This is a genomic window from Staphylococcus rostri, from assembly GCF_002902145.1.
Lineage (GTDB): Bacteria > Bacillota > Bacilli > Staphylococcales > Staphylococcaceae > Staphylococcus > Staphylococcus rostri.
Genome location: NZ_PPRF01000036.1, coordinates 50833 through 70899 on the forward strand (window position 1 = coordinate 50833; position 20067 = coordinate 70899).

General features: G+C 37.6%; 23 protein-coding genes. 7 read left to right on the forward strand and 16 right to left on the reverse strand.

What is annotated here, in order from left to right; all coding sequences use genetic code 11:
* The first annotated feature begins 11 nt into the window (after positions 1-11).
* Positions 12-2630 carry an AAA family ATPase gene (locus tag CD122_RS06285; RefSeq protein WP_103358143.1) on the forward strand — a complete coding sequence of 873 codons (2619 nt, stop codon included), beginning with the start codon at positions 12-14 and terminating at the stop codon, positions 2628-2630.
* 116 nt (positions 2631-2746) lie between these two features.
* Here the strand turns inward: CD122_RS06285 and CD122_RS06290 are convergent, their stop codons facing one another.
* From CD122_RS06290 to CD122_RS06325, 8 genes are read right to left on the reverse strand one after another with little or no spacing between them, the layout of a single operon-like run.
* A complete protein-coding gene (locus CD122_RS06290) occupies positions 2747-3181 on the reverse strand; it encodes a Na+/H+ antiporter subunit G (protein WP_103358144.1) in 435 nt (144 codons plus the stop codon).
* Complete coding sequence (locus CD122_RS06295) at positions 3156-3458, reverse strand: monovalent cation/H+ antiporter complex subunit F (protein WP_103358145.1); 303 nt, start codon at positions 3456-3458, stop codon at positions 3156-3158. Before CD122_RS06295 ends, CD122_RS06290 begins: the two co-directional genes overlap by 26 nt.
* Entirely contained in the window at positions 3455-3937 is a 483-nt protein-coding gene (locus CD122_RS06300) for a Na+/H+ antiporter subunit E (RefSeq protein ID WP_103358146.1), read from the reverse strand. The genes CD122_RS06295 and CD122_RS06300 overlap by 4 nt, the downstream gene beginning before the upstream one ends.
* Complete coding sequence (locus CD122_RS06305; RefSeq protein ID WP_103358147.1) at positions 3938-5437, reverse strand: Na+/H+ antiporter subunit D; 1500 nt, start codon at positions 5435-5437, stop codon at positions 3938-3940.
* Positions 5430-5774, reverse strand: coding sequence for a Na+/H+ antiporter Mnh2 subunit C (mnhC2, locus tag CD122_RS06310; protein WP_103358148.1), 345 nt, complete (start codon positions 5772-5774; stop codon positions 5430-5432). Before mnhC2 ends, CD122_RS06305 begins: the two co-directional genes overlap by 8 nt.
* Positions 5771-6196, reverse strand: a complete 426-nt coding sequence (gene mnhB2, locus CD122_RS06315; RefSeq protein ID WP_103358149.1) for a Na+/H+ antiporter Mnh2 subunit B — start codon at positions 6194-6196, stop codon at positions 5771-5773. The genes mnhC2 and mnhB2 overlap by 4 nt, the downstream gene beginning before the upstream one ends.
* Positions 6183-8564: a DUF4040 family protein gene (locus CD122_RS06320; protein ID WP_103358150.1), complete on the reverse strand. Its 2382-nt coding sequence runs from the start codon at positions 8562-8564 to the stop codon at positions 6183-6185. Before CD122_RS06320 ends, mnhB2 begins: the two co-directional genes overlap by 14 nt.
* A 23-nt stretch (positions 8565-8587) precedes the next feature.
* Entirely contained in the window at positions 8588-9139 is a 552-nt protein-coding gene (locus CD122_RS06325) for a tyrosine-type recombinase/integrase (protein ID WP_103358151.1), read from the reverse strand.
* A 235-nt stretch (positions 9140-9374) separates the two neighbouring features.
* Here CD122_RS06325 and CD122_RS06330 point away from each other — a divergent pair, with 235 nt between their 5' ends.
* Together CD122_RS06330 and CD122_RS06335 are read left to right on the forward strand one after the other, a co-directional pair.
* Positions 9375-9581, forward strand: a complete 207-nt coding sequence (locus tag CD122_RS06330) for a DUF1659 domain-containing protein (RefSeq protein ID WP_103358152.1) — start codon at positions 9375-9377, stop codon at positions 9579-9581.
* A gap of 14 nt (positions 9582-9595) precedes the next feature.
* Positions 9596-9811: a DUF2922 domain-containing protein gene (locus CD122_RS06335; protein ID WP_103358153.1), complete on the forward strand. Its 216-nt coding sequence runs from the start codon at positions 9596-9598 to the stop codon at positions 9809-9811.
* A 55-nt stretch (positions 9812-9866) separates the two neighbouring features.
* Here CD122_RS06335 and CD122_RS06340 read toward each other — a convergent pair whose 3' ends face one another.
* Positions 9867-10100 carry a hypothetical protein gene (locus CD122_RS06340; RefSeq protein WP_103358154.1) on the reverse strand — a complete coding sequence of 78 codons (234 nt, stop codon included), beginning with the start codon at positions 10098-10100 and terminating at the stop codon, positions 9867-9869.
* 204 nt (positions 10101-10304) lie between these two features.
* Between CD122_RS06340 and CD122_RS06345 the strand changes: the two genes are divergently transcribed.
* The 4 genes from CD122_RS06345 (at position 10305) to sarA (ending at position 13420) form a co-directional block, all read left to right on the forward strand.
* Positions 10305-11240: a DMT family transporter gene (locus CD122_RS06345; protein ID WP_103358155.1), complete on the forward strand. Its 936-nt coding sequence runs from the start codon at positions 10305-10307 to the stop codon at positions 11238-11240.
* 290 nt (positions 11241-11530) lie between these two features.
* Positions 11531-11992 carry an HlyD family secretion protein gene (locus CD122_RS06350; RefSeq protein ID WP_103358156.1) on the forward strand — a complete coding sequence of 154 codons (462 nt, stop codon included), beginning with the start codon at positions 11531-11533 and terminating at the stop codon, positions 11990-11992.
* Between the two features lie 41 nt (positions 11993-12033).
* A complete protein-coding gene (locus CD122_RS11785) occupies positions 12034-12435 on the forward strand; it encodes an efflux RND transporter periplasmic adaptor subunit (protein ID WP_142381185.1) in 402 nt (133 codons plus the stop codon).
* 613 nt (positions 12436-13048) lie between these two features.
* A complete protein-coding gene (sarA, locus tag CD122_RS06360; protein ID WP_103358158.1) occupies positions 13049-13420 on the forward strand; it encodes a global transcriptional regulator SarA in 372 nt (123 codons plus the stop codon).
* A gap of 55 nt (positions 13421-13475) precedes the next feature.
* Here sarA and CD122_RS06365 read toward each other — a convergent pair whose 3' ends face one another.
* The 7 genes from CD122_RS06365 to argS all read right to left on the reverse strand — a co-directional run bounded on the left by CD122_RS06365 (position 13476) and on the right by argS (position 20067).
* Complete coding sequence (locus CD122_RS06365; RefSeq protein ID WP_103358159.1) at positions 13476-14195, reverse strand: hypothetical protein; 720 nt, start codon at positions 14193-14195, stop codon at positions 13476-13478.
* A 171-nt stretch (positions 14196-14366) separates the two neighbouring features.
* Positions 14367-14873, reverse strand: coding sequence for an SA0570 family protein (locus CD122_RS06370; protein WP_103358160.1), 507 nt, complete (start codon positions 14871-14873; stop codon positions 14367-14369).
* Positions 14874-14966: 93 nt separating this feature from the next.
* A complete protein-coding gene (locus tag CD122_RS06375) occupies positions 14967-15767 on the reverse strand; it encodes an alpha/beta fold hydrolase (RefSeq protein WP_103358161.1) in 801 nt (266 codons plus the stop codon).
* Positions 15754-16470: an HAD family hydrolase gene (locus CD122_RS06380; protein WP_103358162.1), complete on the reverse strand. Its 717-nt coding sequence runs from the start codon at positions 16468-16470 to the stop codon at positions 15754-15756. The genes CD122_RS06375 and CD122_RS06380 overlap by 14 nt, the downstream gene beginning before the upstream one ends.
* A gap of 44 nt (positions 16471-16514) precedes the next feature.
* Positions 16515-17477, reverse strand: a complete 963-nt coding sequence (locus tag CD122_RS06385; protein ID WP_103358163.1) for a FecCD family ABC transporter permease — start codon at positions 17475-17477, stop codon at positions 16515-16517.
* Positions 17470-18345: an ABC transporter substrate-binding protein gene (locus tag CD122_RS06390; protein WP_103358164.1), complete on the reverse strand. Its 876-nt coding sequence runs from the start codon at positions 18343-18345 to the stop codon at positions 17470-17472. The genes CD122_RS06385 and CD122_RS06390 overlap by 8 nt, the downstream gene beginning before the upstream one ends.
* 63 nt (positions 18346-18408) lie before the next feature.
* On the reverse strand, positions 18409-20067 hold the full coding sequence (gene argS, locus CD122_RS06395; protein WP_103358165.1) for an arginine--tRNA ligase: 1659 nt from the start codon (positions 20065-20067) through the stop codon (positions 18409-18411).

Here is a 20067-nt window from a genome sequence, read left to right on the forward strand (position 1 = left end):
AGGGATTGAACATGAAAAAACCCATAAGTGTTGGAAAGGGGTTTAGAAAAATCAGTTTGCAAAAACTTATTGATGAAACTCATGTTCCAAGCGACACAGTAGTACTATTTGATGCTATACCCGATCACAAATATACACTTTCTGGAAATGGTATAGCATTTACAAACACTTCTCTTACATTTAAAGGGGACGGCCCACCTGAAAATGTCGTTATAGCTACACCTTTGTCAATATCCAACTCTAAAGTTACTTTAAAAAATTTAACAATCGACGTAACATCTCATCGAAATAATGCAATTTTTATTAAAAATAGTACTGTCACTCTAGAAAATATCATTGCAAAAGGTCATAAAGACTTTCCAACAATCTATATTGATGAGTACAGCACTGTTACAATTCACAATACAACATCAATAACACAAAATGATAATATTTTTTCATTAGTAATTAGAAAAAGATCACAAGCGTCTATTCATAATTCCTTATTAAACAGTATAAATATAATAGATAATGCTACCGTGCAGTTACATAATAATTTAATAAATGGTAGTATCGAAATTCGTGATAATAGTAAGCTTGAAGCAACTAATATCCATATTAATAATGAGAATCATTATATGGATATCCAACTATCAAAGCAAAGTGAAGTTTTTTTAAATTCATTAAATATTATAAACGGTTTATATAAAGCAGAGGTGAATGAAAGCTATTTATCTATTAACAATATTAATACCAATCATTCAAAACAATTTTTAATTTTTAAAGATGATTATTCAGATGTTGTTGGAGATGGCTTTGAAGTAATTAATCACAATGAGACAATTCAAGAAGGTCTTGAGTTCTACTCCCCCAATAATGAATATCCGACTGAAGTTGAAACGATAAATAGTACTAACAATCATGAGTATGCGCCAAAAAGTAATGAATATGCGACTGAAAATGAAATGATAAATAACACTAACAATCATGAGTATACACCAAAAAGTAATGAAGTATCACAGTTAAAAGCATTGGATGAATTAAATAGTCTAATTGGTTTAAATTCTGTTAAAGAAGTAACCAGAAAATTCATTGCGATAGCCAACACAAATAAAATTAAACAGGAAAAAGGCCTTCTGACTAAAAAGCCTGCAATGCACTCTATGTTCATTGGTAACCCTGGTACAGGAAAAACTACTGTAGCAAGATTAATTGCTCGTGCACTATATGAAGAAGGAGTCATTTCAGAAAATAACTTTGTAGAAGTTTCACGTCAAGATTTAGTTTCTGAATATATTGGTAAAACTGCATCACAAACATTAGAAATTCTAGAGAGTGCAAGAAATGGTGTACTTTTTATTGATGAGGCTTATACATTAACATACGGAGACCAGGACAAAGGACTAGGTCAGGAAGCTATAGATACAATACTAAAATATATGGAAGACCATAGAGAAGAAATTATGATTATTTTTGCTGGTTACACCAATGAAATGATGTCATTTAAAAATTCTAATCCAGGATTGGCTTCAAGAATTCCTTATACATTTGACTTTGAAGACTACACAATTGATCAATTAGTAGAAATCGGAAACGCTGATTTAATATCTCAAAATTATAAGTTTAATACAGAAACATACAGTGAAATCTTAAGAAAAGCATATCGAAATGGGTTTGACAATAGTAACGCGCGATGGGTCCGCAACTTTAATGAACAGTTAACATCTCAGCAAATGCAAAGAGTTTATCAGAACAATAATCTTTCGAATGATACTTTGCTAACTATAACTGATGAAGATTTAGCTATTTTTGATCCTAAAAATGATACATCTGATAAAAGTCTTCAAAATCTATTAGATGAGCTCAATGCATTAATTGGTCTAACTAGAGTGAAAGAACGTGTAAATGCAATTGTTAATGAAGTAAAGATTAATCAATTGTTAGAAGAACAAGGCCATCACGTGTCTAAAAGTAACTATCACATGGTGTTTACCGGTTCTCCTGGTACGGGTAAAACAACAGTTGCAAGATTATTATCAGAGATTTTTAAATCTTTAGGCCTACTGACAAAAGGACATCTAATTGAAACAAATCGCAGTGAATTGATAGGAAGTTATATAGGACATACGGAGAAAAATACAAAAGAAAAGATAGAACAATCTATGGGTGGTGTGTTGTTTATCGATGAAGCTTATCAGTTAACACCAAAAGATGCCAGTTCTAATGATTTTGGAGTATTGGCTGTTGAGACGCTTATTACTCATCTAGAAAATAAACGCGGCCAATTCATTGCTATTTTTGCTGGGTATGAAAATGATATGGAACATTTTCTTAATGCTAATGAAGGATTAAAATCACGTATTCCTTATACAATACATTTCGATGACTATCTACCTTCAGAGGTTGCTGATATTGTCGTAATGAAACTGCAAAGTGAATCGTGGAAATTCAATGAACATTTACTACGAGAAATTGTAGAAAACAAATATCGAAATGAAGAAAAATCAAAGCAATCTAATGGTAGATGGGCACGAAATTTTGTTCAAGATTTATTAGTAAGACATAAAAATAATATCATTGAACAAGACCTTAAAAACCTTGATATAACTGTTATTTTGGATAGTACGATTAAAGAATTAGAAATCAACTAGTTTCAATTAGCTTAATAGTTATTATATTTCTTTAATTTAGATTATAAAATTTTTCTGTCTAGACAAAAGCAGCACATGTCATATTCGCGTGACGTGTGCTGCTTTTCTGTTGTATTTTAATCCAATCGTGCATATATTTTTTTACGACGTTTCGCACGTTTTTCAATGCGCATTTGACGTTTTTGTTCTTCATCAATATCATCTTTGTTTAAGTCCGCATCACCTGTATTCGCATCTTTTTGATACATATACGCCCCTGTACGATATGCTGCACGTGAGACGAGATGTCCCCCCACTGGTGCAGTAATGTTAATAAACACTAACGCTAACAGTGTACGAACACTCACATATCCTTGCGCAAAGATAAAGTAAATAAATACGCCGACAAGTGTTAACATAACGGCTGCTGTCGATGCTTTCGTCGCGGCATGAATGCGTAAAAAGACGTCTCGAAATCGCACAACACCGATGGCACTAATTAGCGCGATAATACCGCCTGCAAAGACCATGATAGCTGCGATGAGTTTAATAATTTCGTTTATTGTTGCCATTGAACACATTCCCTCCTTCAATAAAGCGAGAAATCGTTATGGAACTGAGAAACGAGATAATCGCAATTAATAAGACTGAGTCCAAGAATGAGAACGTTCCGAATAACAAACTCAGTACACCTACGATACACATAACAATTGCACTGATCGCATCGAAGGCGACGACTCGATCTGCAGTAGTAGGTCCTTTAATAAGACGAAACAACGCGACGACTAAAGACACCGCAAATAACACGAGTGCCCCTGATAAGAAAAGTTGTGTCCATACTGAAATCATTTCGTCACCTCCAAAATAAGTGCCTCATATTGTTTGATACTCTTCAATAAGCTTTTCCGTTCTTTCTCTGTTAAATCAATCGCATGAATTAAAAAGATGTTAGGGTCTCTGTTCACTCTGATCACTGTGGAACCTGGCGTAATAATAACCATAATTGTTAAAAAGGTGATAGCCCAATCCGACTCCAACTTTGTCTCATAACGCACAAGGCCTGGTGCCATTTTATGTGTACGGAACAAGACATAGTTGGCAATGGAAATCGTTGCGGTCATCAACTGATACAAATAAATCATTAAAAACTTAAATGCGACCCATATTTTTTTCGGATAAAACTCTTGATCGAAAAACTTATGCAATAAATAGATAATAATTAAACCAATCAAATACCCTGAAATAAAGGTTGGAATGCGAAAGGCATCTTCATCTTGAAATAGTACCCATAGAATGGCAATCATCATATTCAAACCGATTTGTCTCATCTAATGATCACCTCTCAAATCTGGGTTTACCATTTTTTCATACATATTGACGTCCATATTCATTTTAGTCGCAAGATCTGTCACTTGAATGAATATAGGTGCCATCAAACCGATTAGCAGTGTGACTGTCGTTAAAAACATAATAATATGCTTACGTACTGGTTTAATTGGCTTATAATCAATCACCGCACCTTTTGCTTCATTCCCTGTGTACATATGGAAGAAAATACGGAACAAGCTGAACATACCGATAAGACTTGTCACAATCATAAGACTCAAGCCAATATAGTGTTGATGTTCGACTGCACCAAGGAAAATCAATAATTTCCCGGGAAATCCACTAAATGGCGGTACCCCACCGATTGCTAAGGTCACAACGACAAACGCAACACCTAGCCAAGGTTCTTTTTTCGCTAAACCTTTTAGATAACGGTACTGACGATACCCTGTCGTATAGACCATAATACCGATAATTAAAAATAATAAGCCTTTCACAATCATGTCATTCATCAAGTAGAAAATGGCACCGTTAATACCATCGACAGTATTCGTTCCTAATCCGAAAACGACAAAGCCGATAGATAAGATGACTTGATATGCCGCAATTTTTTTAATGTCTTTATACGCAATCGTTCCAACCGCACCGATAACCATTGTAATACAAGCCATAACGACTAGCAGTGGCTCAACGACATCCCCACTTTGGTTAAAGATCAGTGTAAAGAAACGGATTAACGCATAGGCCCCGACTTTTGTCATCAATGATGCGAAGAGAGCCGCAAGCTCAGTATTGAGCACGGCATAGGCTTTCGGTAGCCACATGAATAACACTAACGCGGCCTTAGAACCGAATGCGACAACGAACGACATCGCAACAAGATGAATCGCTGTTGGGTCTTCCATTTCTTGTATGCGAATGGCGATATGCGTGTAGTTTAACGTACCGACTTGACGATATAACATACTGATACCGACAAGAAAAATCCACGAACCGATGACGTTTAAGACAACATAGACGATACTCGCGCGTAATTGTTCAACGGATTGTCCAAGTGTGACTAACACGAATGACGCTAATAACATAATCTCAAACATGACATAGAGGTTGAAAAGGTCGGACGTTAAGAACGAACCAATCACACCTGTTGTCAGGAAGAGAATAAATGATGGTAAGTAATAGCGACTTGCACGTTTTTCACCGCGACCAAAACCGAACATGACGATTGACCATACGATAAAGAAGGTTGTCGTCACGAGTAACAGGCTTAAGGCATCCCCTACGTATTGAATACCGAATGGTGCGGGCCAGCCTGAAAAATCTAGGACGATCGGTTTGTGACGCATGACGTACACGAGCATGTAAAGTGACGCAACGAACGATATGAACAACACAAATAGCGATAGGCGACGTGCGAGCTTCACTTGTTTATTGAATATACCGACGAGTAAGGCGCCAACAAGTGGTAACAGCAGTGGCAATGCGAGCAAGTTATCATTCATCGTCATCACCTCTCGTCAACATATCAATTTCATGTTCTTTTGTTACTTTGAATGTACGGTAGATGAGTACGAGTAAAAACGCAGTGATCGCAAAGCCGATAACAATTGCTGTCAGGACGATGGCTTGCAACAATGGATCGACATAGTTTTCATATCCTGAGACAATTAAAGGCTCTTTCTTGTCTAATGTATACTCGCCCATGCTCATAATAATTAAGTTACCCGCATAAGTGTAGATGGCGATACCAATAACGATACGTATTAAGTTGCGAGATAAAACCATATACGTTCCAATGAATACTAAAAAGCCGATAACAATAAGTAAGATAATATTCATGATCGCCCTCCACCTAGTGATAAAATGGTTGTTACGACAACGCCGACAACAACGAGTAAAATACCGAATTCAAACAGTGTAATTGTCGATAGATGTACTTCTCCAAGATATGGCAGATCGACGTGCCAATCTGTTTGATATAAGATGTTTTGCCCAAAGAAAACGGGCGCAATGGCTGTTCCTAATGAAATAAGTGCGCCGATAATCATCAACTGACGAAAATCAATCGGCAAGGCTTCTAACACTTTTCCAACGTCATACGCTAAAAACATTAATATAAATGCAGAGCTAATGACTAGTCCGGCAATAAAGCCACCACCGGGATTGTTATGACCGGCAAAGAATAGGTAGAGGCCAAACGTTAAAATGATGAACATAACGAGACGTGTGACCGTCTTTAATACTAAATCATTCTCTTTCATCTTGACCCCTCCTATCTTTAAAGTTTAATAATGTGTAAATACCGAAACCGGCAATCATTAATACAAGTCCTTCTGCCATTGTATCTAGTGCACGGAAGTCACCCAGAATGGCGTTGACGATATTTTTACCGCCTGATTTTTCATAAGCATCATGATAATACACGGAAATCGTTTCTAAAGCATCTGCTTGTTGAATCATAAATACTAAGCCGACAACCGTAACCGCCGTCATGAGTGATACGATGATTTTCACTGACTCCCGCTTCAAGTTAAATTGTCCACGTGGAATGTTTGGTAAGCGTGAGAAACTTACGATAAAGAGTACCGTTGTAATCGTCTCCGTCACCAACTGAGTTAATGCTAAGTCAGGTGCACGCATTAGAATGAAAAACAACGCCACCGCATAGCCAATGCCACCTGTTAAAATAACCATCGTCAGGCGTTGACGAATAAAGATTAAGGCGAACCCTATCAAAACAATCGTCACAAGTAATAACACGTGGAAAATGTGATAATCCGTGACTTCAATGCGGTAAAGCTCAGGCACACCTACACGATACAGCCCGTACAGATTAATCAGGAAGTAAATTGAAAACGTCACGATAATATAATAATTCAGTCGATTATTCATTAACGCACGTAATCCCCAACCTGAGTAGTTTTCAATAGATTGACCTGAATATTTCAAGACGTTTGGAAGTGTCCATTTTTCTGCTTTTTGTACAACGAACTTCATCAAGTCCACTCGTAGTACAATGATTGTTCCGACAATAATAATTGCCAAACTCATCATCAGTGGCGTATTAAATCCATGCCAAGCTGCTAAATGAGGTGCATGTGATGTCGCTTCAGCAGTTACAACGACACTTGAAAATGCCGGTTCAATAATATATGTCCCAATCACGTTCGGTACCACAAAAACAAATGGTAATAACACTGCTAAAACAATTGCTGGCAAAATAAATAACTTTGGTTCATGCAAATGTTTCTGAATACGTAATTCACCAAAGAATGTGACCTTAATCATATTCAATGCATAAATAAATGTGAAAATACTTGCGACAAACCCAACTAAAGTAATGACTACCATACCAACCTTGTTAAAGGCACTCAGTTCATGGGCATGAATTAAGCCTTCAAAGAACATCTCTTTACTGATGAAACCATTTAAAAACGGTACACCTGCCATAGACAGAGATGCTGCAAACATCGCAACCATTGTTAAAGGCAAGTAACGACGTAGACCACCTAAATAACGAATGTCACGTGTTCCCGCTTCATGGTCGATTAAGCCGACACCCATGAACAGTGTTGCTTTGAATAGCGCATGGTTGAATAAATGGAAGATTGCTGCGAATAAAATATACGCGTAGGCTTCAAGCATGACACTATCCGTCGCTTTGGCAATGCCCCCACCGAGTCCGACCATCGACATAATCATACCGAGTTGACTAATGGTTGAGTACGCTAGAATTCCTTTCAAGTCACTTTGACGAATTGCTGTAAATGAGCCGTATATCATTGTTAATAAACCGACAAACGTCACACTATACGTATAAAAGTCGCTATACCCTAATATTGGCGTAAAGCGTAATAATAGAAATATCCCCGCTTTAACCATTGTCGCAGAGTGTAAATACGCGCTGACGGGTGTTGGTGCTGCCATTGCTTTCGGTAACCAGAAATGGAATGGCCATTGTGCTGACTTTGTAAAAGCCCCCAATAACAACATAACAATCATTGGAATAAATAATGGATGCGCTGCAATAGATTCACGTTGTGCAATTTGTTCCGTGATTGTATTCGTACCTGTCATCACATACAACATAATGAAACCAACAAACATTGCTAATCCACCGAAAACTGTCACCATAAATGACGTCATCGCACCTTGCTGACTTTCTGATCGATCATACCAATAACTGATAAGTAAAAATGATGAGACACTCGTTAGTTCCCAGAAGACGTACAGTATTATCGTATTGTTAGATAGCACAATGCCAATCATACTGAACATGAATAAAATGAGATACGTAAAAAATCGAGGTAAATCATCGTGTTCATAAGATAGATATTGTGTTGCATAGAAGAAAACCGCAACACCGATAAGAGAAATGAGTAATGCAAAGAACAAACTCAAACCATCTAAACGCAGCACCATATTAATGTCATAGGCTGGTAACCAGCGATACGTTTCAGTGACGTAGTGATGGTTCAGAACTTGTGGAATATGATATATAAAGACACCTGAAGCAATTAATGGCGCAAGTAATGCTACAAAACCTGGCAACCGCTTCGTATGCCATTTCATCATCATTATTAAAAGTGCCATCACCATTAATAATGCGATGAGTAAACCAATCAGCATATCTATGCCTCCTTCTTGTTAAGTTATAAATCAAGCGCAATCATCGTCGGGGTATGCTTACTAGATTCACCGATAAACTTGAGTGTTTCTTGCGCAGTTTGATGTCCTAAATACTTCTGAATAATGGGAAGCGACACGCCTGAACGATATGTATGATAGGCAAAAGTTTTTCGCAATGTCGTTAGCCCTATATGTGGGATGCCTACTTCAGTCGCTGCCGCATGAACGATACGATATGCTTGTTGACGACTCAATCCCTTTTTCGTCCTTTTCGATTGAAACAACAAATCATGCGATATAAGTGCTTCTGTATCAATATATGCTTGTAACTCTTGACGCAACGTTTCAGGTAAGACCACGTGCACTTCATGCGCCGCACAGACTTCCCAATGCGTAATAATTTGGTTACGCTCTGTCATAATATCCGCAACTGTTAAATGAAGTAAGTCATTTAATTTAATACCCGTATGAATCGCAAATTTAAACAATAAATAATCACGCTCAGAATGTGCTTTTAATGCACAATACAAGTTTTGAATATCTTCATGATGTTTGATTGGATCAACGCAATTCATGCTACTCACCTCACTTATATGTTCCTTATACAATAATATAGGATATTTATGTCACATAAAAGGTTTTTAACTTGATGAATTTTTTGAATACGCTAACATTTCAAGTTACAAAATACAATATCCCTTGCCGCTCAGTGTTGTATACGTTTACACATAGATTTAAAAATTTTTTCAATTTGGACTGTCCCTTTTTAGCGCGCCATATCGATATATAGTGTGAAAGGAGGTGGCAACCATGAATACGAAAAATATCTCACTTATTTTGACACAAAGTACGACATCCCCTGACGGCAAAACAGTGAAAACATCACGCCGCATTAATAACTTAAACCCCGAAGCAAGCACGGATGACTTCCGCAAGTTAGCAGCAGCCATTGAAGCTTTAACTGGTGAACATTATGACCAGCTTGAAGTGGTAAAGACATCAACAATCAATGTATAAAGGAGCTGATTCTCATGAACACGAAAACACTAGACATCACATTCGACACCGCACAACAAAAACCAATTCGCCTTTCATTACCTAAAATCAATCAAGCACTCACAAAAGAACTCGTCGCCGCACAGGCAGATAAAATTTTAAAACTCAACATCTTATCCCCACCCGGCATGCAAGTCACACAAGTGAAAACAGCACAAGTGACTGACAAAACGATCACAATTCTCTTCTAGTCCGAAAAAGCAGCAATGCACATCTATTCGTGCATTGCTGCTTTTTTGTCGTTTATCATGCATATCGTGGTCTGAAGCGTACTTCATCGCCATAAAACACTTTCCGTCTGCCTAATTTCTCACAGATGGCATATTTTTCATACACTTCAACAACTCTTGCTAATGTTTTATAAGACTTTGCGGTATTAAGCACTTCTACATATTGTCCAACGCCCAGTTCGGACACATTCTTAACATTCACAAAAAACATTTGCTCATCCAGTACACGGACGATTTCATGTTGCGCCATTATTATCACCACACTTCTAGTCTTTACTTATACTTTAACCATCCACATTCGTTTTATTTCATCTTTAGTATCTGAAGTTCCTGTCACACTATCACTCATCATTACTAAAGTTATGTCATCCATAATCATTTTATCGCTAAAATTTTTAACAAACTGTATAATATTCATCATAACTTATCAAAACAGTAAAAGGAAGTATCATTTATGTTGTTATCATTCATCATTTTAGGCTTAATTGCCGGTGCCGTCGTTCCCGTTCAAACTTCTGTCAATACACGCCTGAGTCAATATACACAATCAGCATTTTATGCGTCGGCTATTTCATTTTTAGTAGGTACACTTTCTTTAGTCCTATTAACGCTCGTTACACAACCTCGTTATTTCACATCTCATGCATTTGCTTCGTATACAATTGACTATACTTGGTTTGTCGGTGGCCTGATGGGCGTTATTTTTTTAACAGCCAACTTATTCCTTTTCCCTAAAATAGGCGCATCGTTAACGGTTGTAACAACTATAACTGGTCAATTATTAATGGGTTGTTTGATTGATACTTTTGGATGGTTTCATGTCACGCCTCAACCATTTACATTCATTAAAGGGGTCGGTCTCCTACTTCTTATTGTTGGTATCGCATTAATGAATATCCAACGTCGCCAAGCATTCATGAAACAGCCTACACAAAATATTGTTCCTTGGCTTGTACTCGGCTTAATCTTTGGCTTTGCACCGCCTATTCAAGCGGCAATTAACAGTGCACTCGGCCAATCTGTTGGGTCACCTATCTTTGCGGCACTTGTGTCATTTACTGTCGGTGCTGTCACACTATTCGTAATCACTGCCATCACACATCGTCGGTTTAACATTCTGCGGGTACACCCTGAATACGGTTCCCTTCGTTGGTGGCATTTTCTGGGTGGTATACTTGGCTTATTATATGTCGTAACGAACATCATACTAACTGCACAGATTGGTGTCACTTACACTTTAATTACTGTCATGTTAGGCCAAATTGTAATCAGCCTTATCATTGATCACTTCGGCTTACTCGGTATTACTCCACGCAAAATCAGTCAACAACGTATTATGGGCTTAATCATCATTTTATTGGCGATTTGTCTTATCCAATTTGTCCATTAACTTGCGACAACATCGGGAATGGGACAGGAACCTCTTTATTTCAGTCCCACCTCGGCAAGGCTGAGTAGGCGTGAAAAAGCTTATAAAAGCGTATTTTCATGCCAGTCAGCTACTGCCATCTACATATTAAATTGAAGGTCACTATTAACTTCTCAACGCCATTTTCTGTTGCCTACATAATCTGAATATCTGTCATATTCATCACACCAAGCATTCATCTTTCGCAGCTTGCGTCTCCATTTTTCCTTTGTATAATAATAGCCATCTTGCCATCGAAAGAGGTGTCGATTATGACTAAGAAAACAAAACTTTTCCTATCAGTGTTCAGTTCATTCGTATTGATAACCCTTATATGTGCGACTTATTATGTCATACAAAACATGAAAAACACTGATATACAAACGGTTGAAGCACGTTTAACCTTTCCCTATCACACAAGTGGTATTGTGCAATCAGACTATTACTATCCCGTCACTTTTCAACCACAGTTTGGGCAAATACACGAAATTCACGTTAAGAATGGGCAACAAGTCTCCAAAGAAACACCGCTCCTCACATACTACAATCCGCTTAAAATCCCCGAAATTAACGCGTTATCTTCACTTTCCACACAATTTCATACTGCGCGAGAAGCTTATGAATGTCTCCGAGATCTCGTCAAATTAAAGACGGAACTCTACACAACCATTCAAACACCTGTTCAAGGAATCGTGCGTTTGCATGAAATTGTACCTTCAAAAAAAATTCAATAATCTTAGAAATACAATCAAAAACACAACATATTATTATAGATTTGCCTGAAGCGTTTTATACAAAAATTGGCACTCAAACAAACGTTATTTTAGTTCAATCTGGAACACATAAACCCGTCACAGGGCACATCACTACTATAACGACGCCACCTTCTAATTCTATTTCCAACAAGCAAAATACGTCTTATCAAGCTACCATTAAGACCGATAAAAACTACCCTATCGGTACACATTTTACGGTCTATTTGGGTCAACCTAAAATGGTATTGCCATCTGATATTTTATTCCATAAAAATTATGTTGTGATTCATAAAAACGGGAAATATGTTAAACGTATAATAAATTATGATAAAATAAATGAGCAACTTATAATTAAAAGCGGGATATTTGCTGGTGAGAAAATTGTCCGAAATCCTGATGAAACAGCATTAAAAATCAAGTAATTATGCACCCAATCAACTTAGACTTTTAGCATGTATGTTTCTAGTTGTTATTAAAACCACACATAACGATAAATATGCTTGAATGGATATGACCGTTTGACAGCCTACAAATAGGTCGTATAGAACCAACATCAATTACTCTTAGAATTGTACCTCCTTCATTAATAAGCACATTTCCAAACATTCAAATACAGTACTCGAAATAACATACCTTTTACCGGACATCATCAATCATAAGACATGTTTTATTTAAGATATAATGATATTTTTAGTCAAAAACTTACTAATATAACAATGATATTTTAAGTTATTTATGTTTTTATGAAACGGGCAAAATAATTTTGCTATAATGTGTGAGACTGGGACATGACAGTATGCTACTAATCACATCAACTGATGCAGTTAGTAGTAGGTGACTGAGGGCTGGGACACAATAAATTTAAGCATTGGGAAACCTATAAACGGTGTTTCAACCTCTTCTGCTCACCTTTGCCTGGGGAGACAAATACAACCTTTTTTAATGATATTTCTGTCCCACTCTACATATTATGGGCACACTCGATTGTATAAGTGAAGCATTTTTTACTGATGTATTATCTAGGAGGCTATTGCAATGACTGTATCAAAAATTAAAAATTGTTTCGAACTTTTAACAATGGTAACGTATGCTGATAAATTAAAAAGCATGATAAAGAAAGAATTTCATATGACTTTTGAAGAATTCGCAGTGCTTACACACATAAGTCATAAAATTGAACCTGAATATTTCTTAAAAGATATTATTAACAACCTTAATTACAAGCAGCCACAAGTTGTAAAAGCTGTAAAAAATCTTTCACAAGATGGTTACTTTAATAAGCGTCGTAACGAGCATGATGAACGTACAGTCCTTATCTTAGTGGATGATGGACAGCGCAAAAAAATCAATGCACTTTTAGATCAGGTTAACTCCAAAATTAAAGAATCGAACATTAAACCAAACTAATCAAAAGCCATATATTGAAAGATGCGTAGACACCTTTCAATATATGGCTTTTAAATTATCCTCTATCTTTGTTGGATGATAAGTCGATTGTGTAAATGATGATCATTACGAGTAGCATAATCCATAATGCAATTGAGATATATTGGGCAATTTGTATATCTGGCACGACAATATCTATCGTCTTCTGGAGCAACAACAAACCAATCCCCGTATTTTCAAAATGACGGCGATATAAGCCGTATACGGTAATGATAAGCCCCAAAATGGCGACACCGATATGCGCATATTGTGTGACAACATGGATACCCAATGTAATATTAAATGTATGCATTAAGATTAATACGAAAGCGCCTAGTGCTAGTACGAGTCCTAAATAGCGCTCATACTTATTACGGTATAAATAGCTTTTATGTTTAACACTCAAATAAATAATGATGGAGAGTGGCAATACAACTGCAACATAGACGAGAAATAAACCCGTAACTGCACCAAAAGGGACCAGCTGCTTATTGTATAGATAAGCGATTAAAATAAAGTTGATGACAAAAAAGACAACCGGATTAAAGTGCATGATAAATAAGTTCTTTTGAATCGTTAGCACAAGTTCTGCTGAAGATTTTTGCCGATATGCCGTATAATCTATATTTTGTGCTTCCGATTTCTGAATGTCTTTGCGCAGATTTTCTTTCACGTCACCAATTACATGAGGGGTCACCCCTTTATCCATCAAATACGTTTCAACACGTTCTAATAGTTCGCGATCATTTTCTCTCATTCTGTTCCTCCAACTAGTATTGTTCACAAACGCACGAGAAGAAGGTGTGGCAACTATAAGGGGCACTCAGTCCCAACCGTCTCTTATTACCACAACATAATCATTAAAGAGACAGCAAGCCATCATACATCGCCCTCTGTCTCTTTATACTGAATATCTCACATCACAAAATTATGCTTCTAAGTCGATACGATACAACTTTAAATTTTTATCTTTTGGATGTGTTGTTGTAAATTGATATGATACCTTACCGTCTGCAATGTAACCCGTATTACCTGTAATATCGTTATAATGTTCACGCTGAACCGCTGTATCATCCACATGTTTCTGAACGTCTCGATACGTTGGTCCTGTGACCTCGTTATAACTCATAGATACACGTATTACTTTTGCTGTTGCTTTGTCATTGTTTGCTGTTATACGTAAAAGTCCTTCGTCTGTATGGTATTCATAATATTGTTCATCGCCATATGCTGCCATAGAATGAATGCCTTTGCCTTTTGTACGTATAATGTCTTTCATACGTTGGCCGACTTTCACGCCTTCTAATTCCTTGTCGCCTTTTTGCAATGCTTCAACCGATTGGATCGTATTGCCTGACGCTGCATGAACTGGTGTGATACTGACGCACGTGAAAATAATGCTCAATATCATCACAACACACAAGTATTTTTTCATCAAACACACACTCCTTTTTTAGTGCTGTTTATTTACCTGCTATGCCCAGTATAACGTAAATGTCAAAATAATAACAGTAAGATTACAAAATCATTACAAGTCCATATTTTGTGTTGTCTTATGCATGAATTCTTTAACCGCTCTTAAGAAGTGGTCTTTCTCTTCAACAAACGGATACACACCCGAACGTTTAAAGAGTGAAAATGTCGCATTCGGTAGTCTGTCCGCAACATCTTTCGCTTCTAATGGTGTCACACGTTTATTCGCCTGACCTGAGATGACTAACGTACGCACGTGAATGCTCGGTAACAATAACTCGACGTTCGTATGTAGAAAAGCGTTATCTACTGCAGCTGCTTCATAATCTGTCAATAATGACGCTGAATCATTTACATTTTTTAAAAACTTGCGCACTTTTCTATCTGAATAATAGAGCTGCTTTTCTAAAAATTTCTCTTGTTCACGTTGATCCCATGTACGAATTTCTTCCGCATATCTTCTAAATAAACGATCGTGCGGTAACATATCGTCTTGCACAGTTGGGTTTACTAAAATTAATTCTTTGACCATCTCTGGATGACGCGCAGCAAGGTCTAACGCGACTGAACTTCCTAATTCATTAGCAATAATTGTCGCGCTTTCGATATAAAGATAGTCCATCACTTCTTTAATATCCTGACTAAATTGGTTAAAGTTAATTTTTAACGGCTTATCTGAATAGCCATGGCCGCGCAAATCGAGCATAATCACTTGAAAATATCTCGCTAAGCGTTGTGCTATTTCTTCAAATACTGTGTGATTCATATACACTGAATGAATCATAACGATAGGATAACCAGCACCCATTGAGCGATAATTAATAGCCGTCCCATCAGATGTTTTAAAAAGTTCCATTTTGTTCTCCCTCCTTAGGTATGTCTAATATATCTAGCAACTGTTCTAATGATGTAATTTCATAATCCATTTCTGAAGCAAGCGGTGCAAGGTCGGCATCATGATGTTCGTGGCGGTACCATACACTAATCATCTCCATCGCATGCGCAGGGGCAACGTCGTTCAACGCATCATCTCCAACATACATAACTTCTTGCGGTGTGACTTCTAACTTTTCTACAATGTCTTCATAAATCCGTGGATGTGGTTTACGGAAGCCGACTGTCTCGGATGTTGAAAGATGGTTAACGTAATCCTCAATACCTAAAGAATACACGCGATATTGCTTGATTTTAGATTTGCCATTCGCAATGACACCAATCTTATACCCCGCTTCATGTAATTTTTTCAGCGTATAATTCGTATCGTGAAACGGAAAGACATAACGATAAAAGTGCATTTCAAAGTCTCGAAACAGATCTTTCCAACTGAGTCGATCAATGTTAAATTGTTTAATCATTTCTTTGTAGACATCTGGTTTATCATGATCTTCATCATCGTCTAACTCAATAAACTTTTGGCGAAAATCTGCCGCTTGCACACGGACGAAATAATCGTGGAAGCGTTCGTATTGCTCTTCTATAAACTTATCGCGTGACTTCTCACGGTCTAATAAAGTACCTTCTAGATCAAATATAATTGCCTTAATATGTGATACATCCATTTGTTAACCTCATTGCTTTCTGTTGTAATTCCTATATTTATATACTAATCAATCGTTCGGCGCCCTTCAACTATCATTAAATAAAACATCATTGGAATACCTAATAATGCCAAAACGATGCTTGCCGGTAGCTGTATCGGTGCGAGTAGCTGTGCACCCAAAATGTCGGCTAACACCATTACCGTGCCACCGATGATTAAGTTCATGCCCATTTTATAAGGTAAAGTACCGCGGACGATGCGATGGACAAACTGCGGAATGACCATGCCGATAAAGCCGATTACACCGACATATCCAATAATGACTGTGGCTAAAATTGTCGCAAGCCCTAAAACAATTAGTGATAAACGCTGAACGTTCAATCCAAGTGCTGCACTCGATAGCGTGTTTAGTTGTAAAAGCTTGATACGTGGCGATAATATAAATAAGCTCATGACAACAATGACGAGTGTCACGACAATATAAACCACTTCTCGATACTCTGCAGCTGAAAAGCCACCAAATAAATAGCCTAGGATATTCTGTAATCGTGTTGGATTTAATTGTACCAGTAAATAAAGTACGGCATTAAGCAAAGCGCCTATCATAATCCCTGACAATATTAAAGATTTTGTTGGATAACCTGCTGTCAATAACTGTGCGACAAGCATCACAATTGCCAGTGTCAGTATCCCGAAGAACATCGCAAATGGGGCAATCCATAAGAACGAGACACCAGAAAAAATTGCCAATGCCGCGCCTACCGTGGCACCATTTGCCAAACCTAATGTAAAGCTGTCGGCTAATGGATTGTTCAAGATGAGCTGATACATTTGACCTGCAATCGTCAAGCCCATACCGGCGAATAATGCGAGTAGCACACGTGGTAAACGTACTTGCCAAATCAACGTCGGTGTTAAAGGGTCTTGCCAATCAAGCTGACTCCATAATGCATAACAAACAACAACTATTAAAAAAAGGCTCCATACACTCAAGGTTATGAAGCCTCTCCATTTACGATTACTCATAAATGGCATCTCTCAATTTTTTCATGCCATCATCCAAGCGTGGCCCTGGACGTGACAATAAATCATCATTTAATGCTTTGACTTGGTCTTTTTTCACCGCTGTCACTTCATCAAAACCACCACGTTGTGATACTGCTTGTTGATATTGTGCTGTTGTCACACCTGATGTCGCAATCATCACATCTGGATTCTTTTTGATAATCTGTTCTTTATCCACCTTAGGCCAATCCACTTGATCAGCGAAGACGTTATCGGCTTTCAGCTGACGCAACATATCGTTCATGAAAGTCCCTTTACCTGTTGTATAAATTTCTGGGTCAGAGGCAATTTCCATGAACACTTTTGGATTTGCTTTCTTATTTGGAATACCATCGATGACTTTTTGAATATTTGCTTTTGTTTCTTTAACAAGTGCTTGCGCCTCTTGTTCCTTACCTGTCACTTCACCGACTTGCATAAACGTCTCATACATTTGATCGATTGATTTGGCATCTTTAATATAGACAACTTTAATGCCACTCTTCTTCAAACTTTCGAGTACTTTGCCTTGTGACGCACGTTGCGTTTCATGTGCCACAATCAAGTCAGGTTGCGCTTTAATCAATGCTTCTTTATTCAAGTTCATTGAATCAAATTGCTCTTTATCTTGTACTTCTTTCGGATAATCATCCACTGTTGAAACACCAATGACTTTATCCCCAAGACCCAGTTCATACAAAATCTCTGTATTACTTGGCATCAATGAAATAATGCGTTTAGGGACTTTACCTGATGATTTTCCACTTTCGCCCGTCTGATTCGCTTGGAAATTACATCCCGCCAAGACAAGCGCCATAACCATTAATAACACAATATGTTTAAACTTCATTCTCCACACCTCAATTCAACATCATCCAGTACTATACCCATTTATTTGAAGTTTGACGCACGACTACATACTTTCAGGTGCTGATACACCAACAAGGCTTAACGCATTGCGCAATGTAATACGCACCGCATCGATTAACGCTAAATGCGCTTGTGTCTTCGCTGTATCGTCTGTTAACACTTTTTCAGCATTGTAGAACTTGTGGAAATGCGCTGCTAAATCTTGAATGTAGTTTGTAATACGGTGTGGGGCTCTTGCTTCCGCTGCACCTTCAATTACCGTTTCAAATTCCGCAACTTTCTTCAACAATTCAATCGCTTTTTCATGTGTAATTGCGCTGTAATCGCTGCCTGGTGTAACTTCATAGCCTTGTTCAGCCGCTTGACGCAAGATAGAACAAATACGCGCATGTGCATATTGTGCATAGTACACAGGGTTGTCTTGTGATTGTGTTTTCGCAAGTTCCATATCAAAGTCAAAGTGTGTGTCCGGGCTACGCATTGTTAAGAAGTAACGTGCCGCATCTACGCCGACTTCATCCATAATTTCACGTAATGTAATCGCGTTACCTGTACGCTTACTCATCTTCACTTCAACGCCATCTTGCATTAAACGTACCAATTGCATGATTTGAATTTCTAAGCGATCGCTATCGACACCGAATGTTTCGAGTGATGCTTTCAAACGATTGATGTAACCGTGGTGATCTGCACCAAATAGGTTGATCAATTTGTCATTACCACGTTGGATTTTGTCATAATGATATGCAATGTCTGGTAAGAAATACGTGTAAGTCCCGTCTTGCTTGATTAATACACGGTCTTTATCATCTTTAAAGTCTGTCGTACGTAACCATGTCGCACCATCTTTTTCATACGTGTAACCAAGTTCCGCCATTTTTTCAAGAACAGCTTGAATGTCGCCTTTTTCATACAGACTTGTCTCACTAAACCAGTTATCAAAATGCGTGTTGAAATCTGCTAAATCTTGACGCAACTTACTCATTTCATAGTCTACACCTAATTTGCGGAATACTTCAACGCGTTCACTGTCAGACATGTCTTGGAGTTCTGGGCGTGTTTTCGCCAAGTCTTCACCAATACCGACAATATCTTTTCCGTGATAGCCATCTTCAGGCATCGCCATGTCTTTACCTAAGCTTTGCCAATAACGTGCTTCAATCGACTTCGCTAAGTTTGTGATTTGGTTACCCGCATCATTAATGTAATATTCGCGTGTCACGTCATAACCAGCGGCATCCATAATATTACTCATCGTATCGCCGACTGCTGCGTTACGCGCATGACCGATATGTAAGTCACCTGTTGGGTTTGCTGATACATATTCAATTAATACTTTTTCATTTTTCGGTGTGTCTACACGACCGTATTGTGTGTCTTTCTTCAAGACATCATCAATTACGACATGGAGATAACTCGAATCTAAATAAAAGTTAATAAATCCTGGGCCAGCGATATCTACTTTTTGAACGTGTGCTGCTTCAGTATCTAAGTTTTCAACGATTAATTGCGCAATTTCACGTGGATTACGTTTCGCAATTTTCGTTAAAACCATCGCGATATTTGTTGAATAATCGCCGTTTTGCGTGTCTTTCGGAATTTCCACTTTAATATTTGGAACTGTTTCTGCAAGTTCTGCTTTTTTAATACTTTTTTCAATTTCTTCAATCAATGTCTGTTTCACTTGATCAATAATATTCAT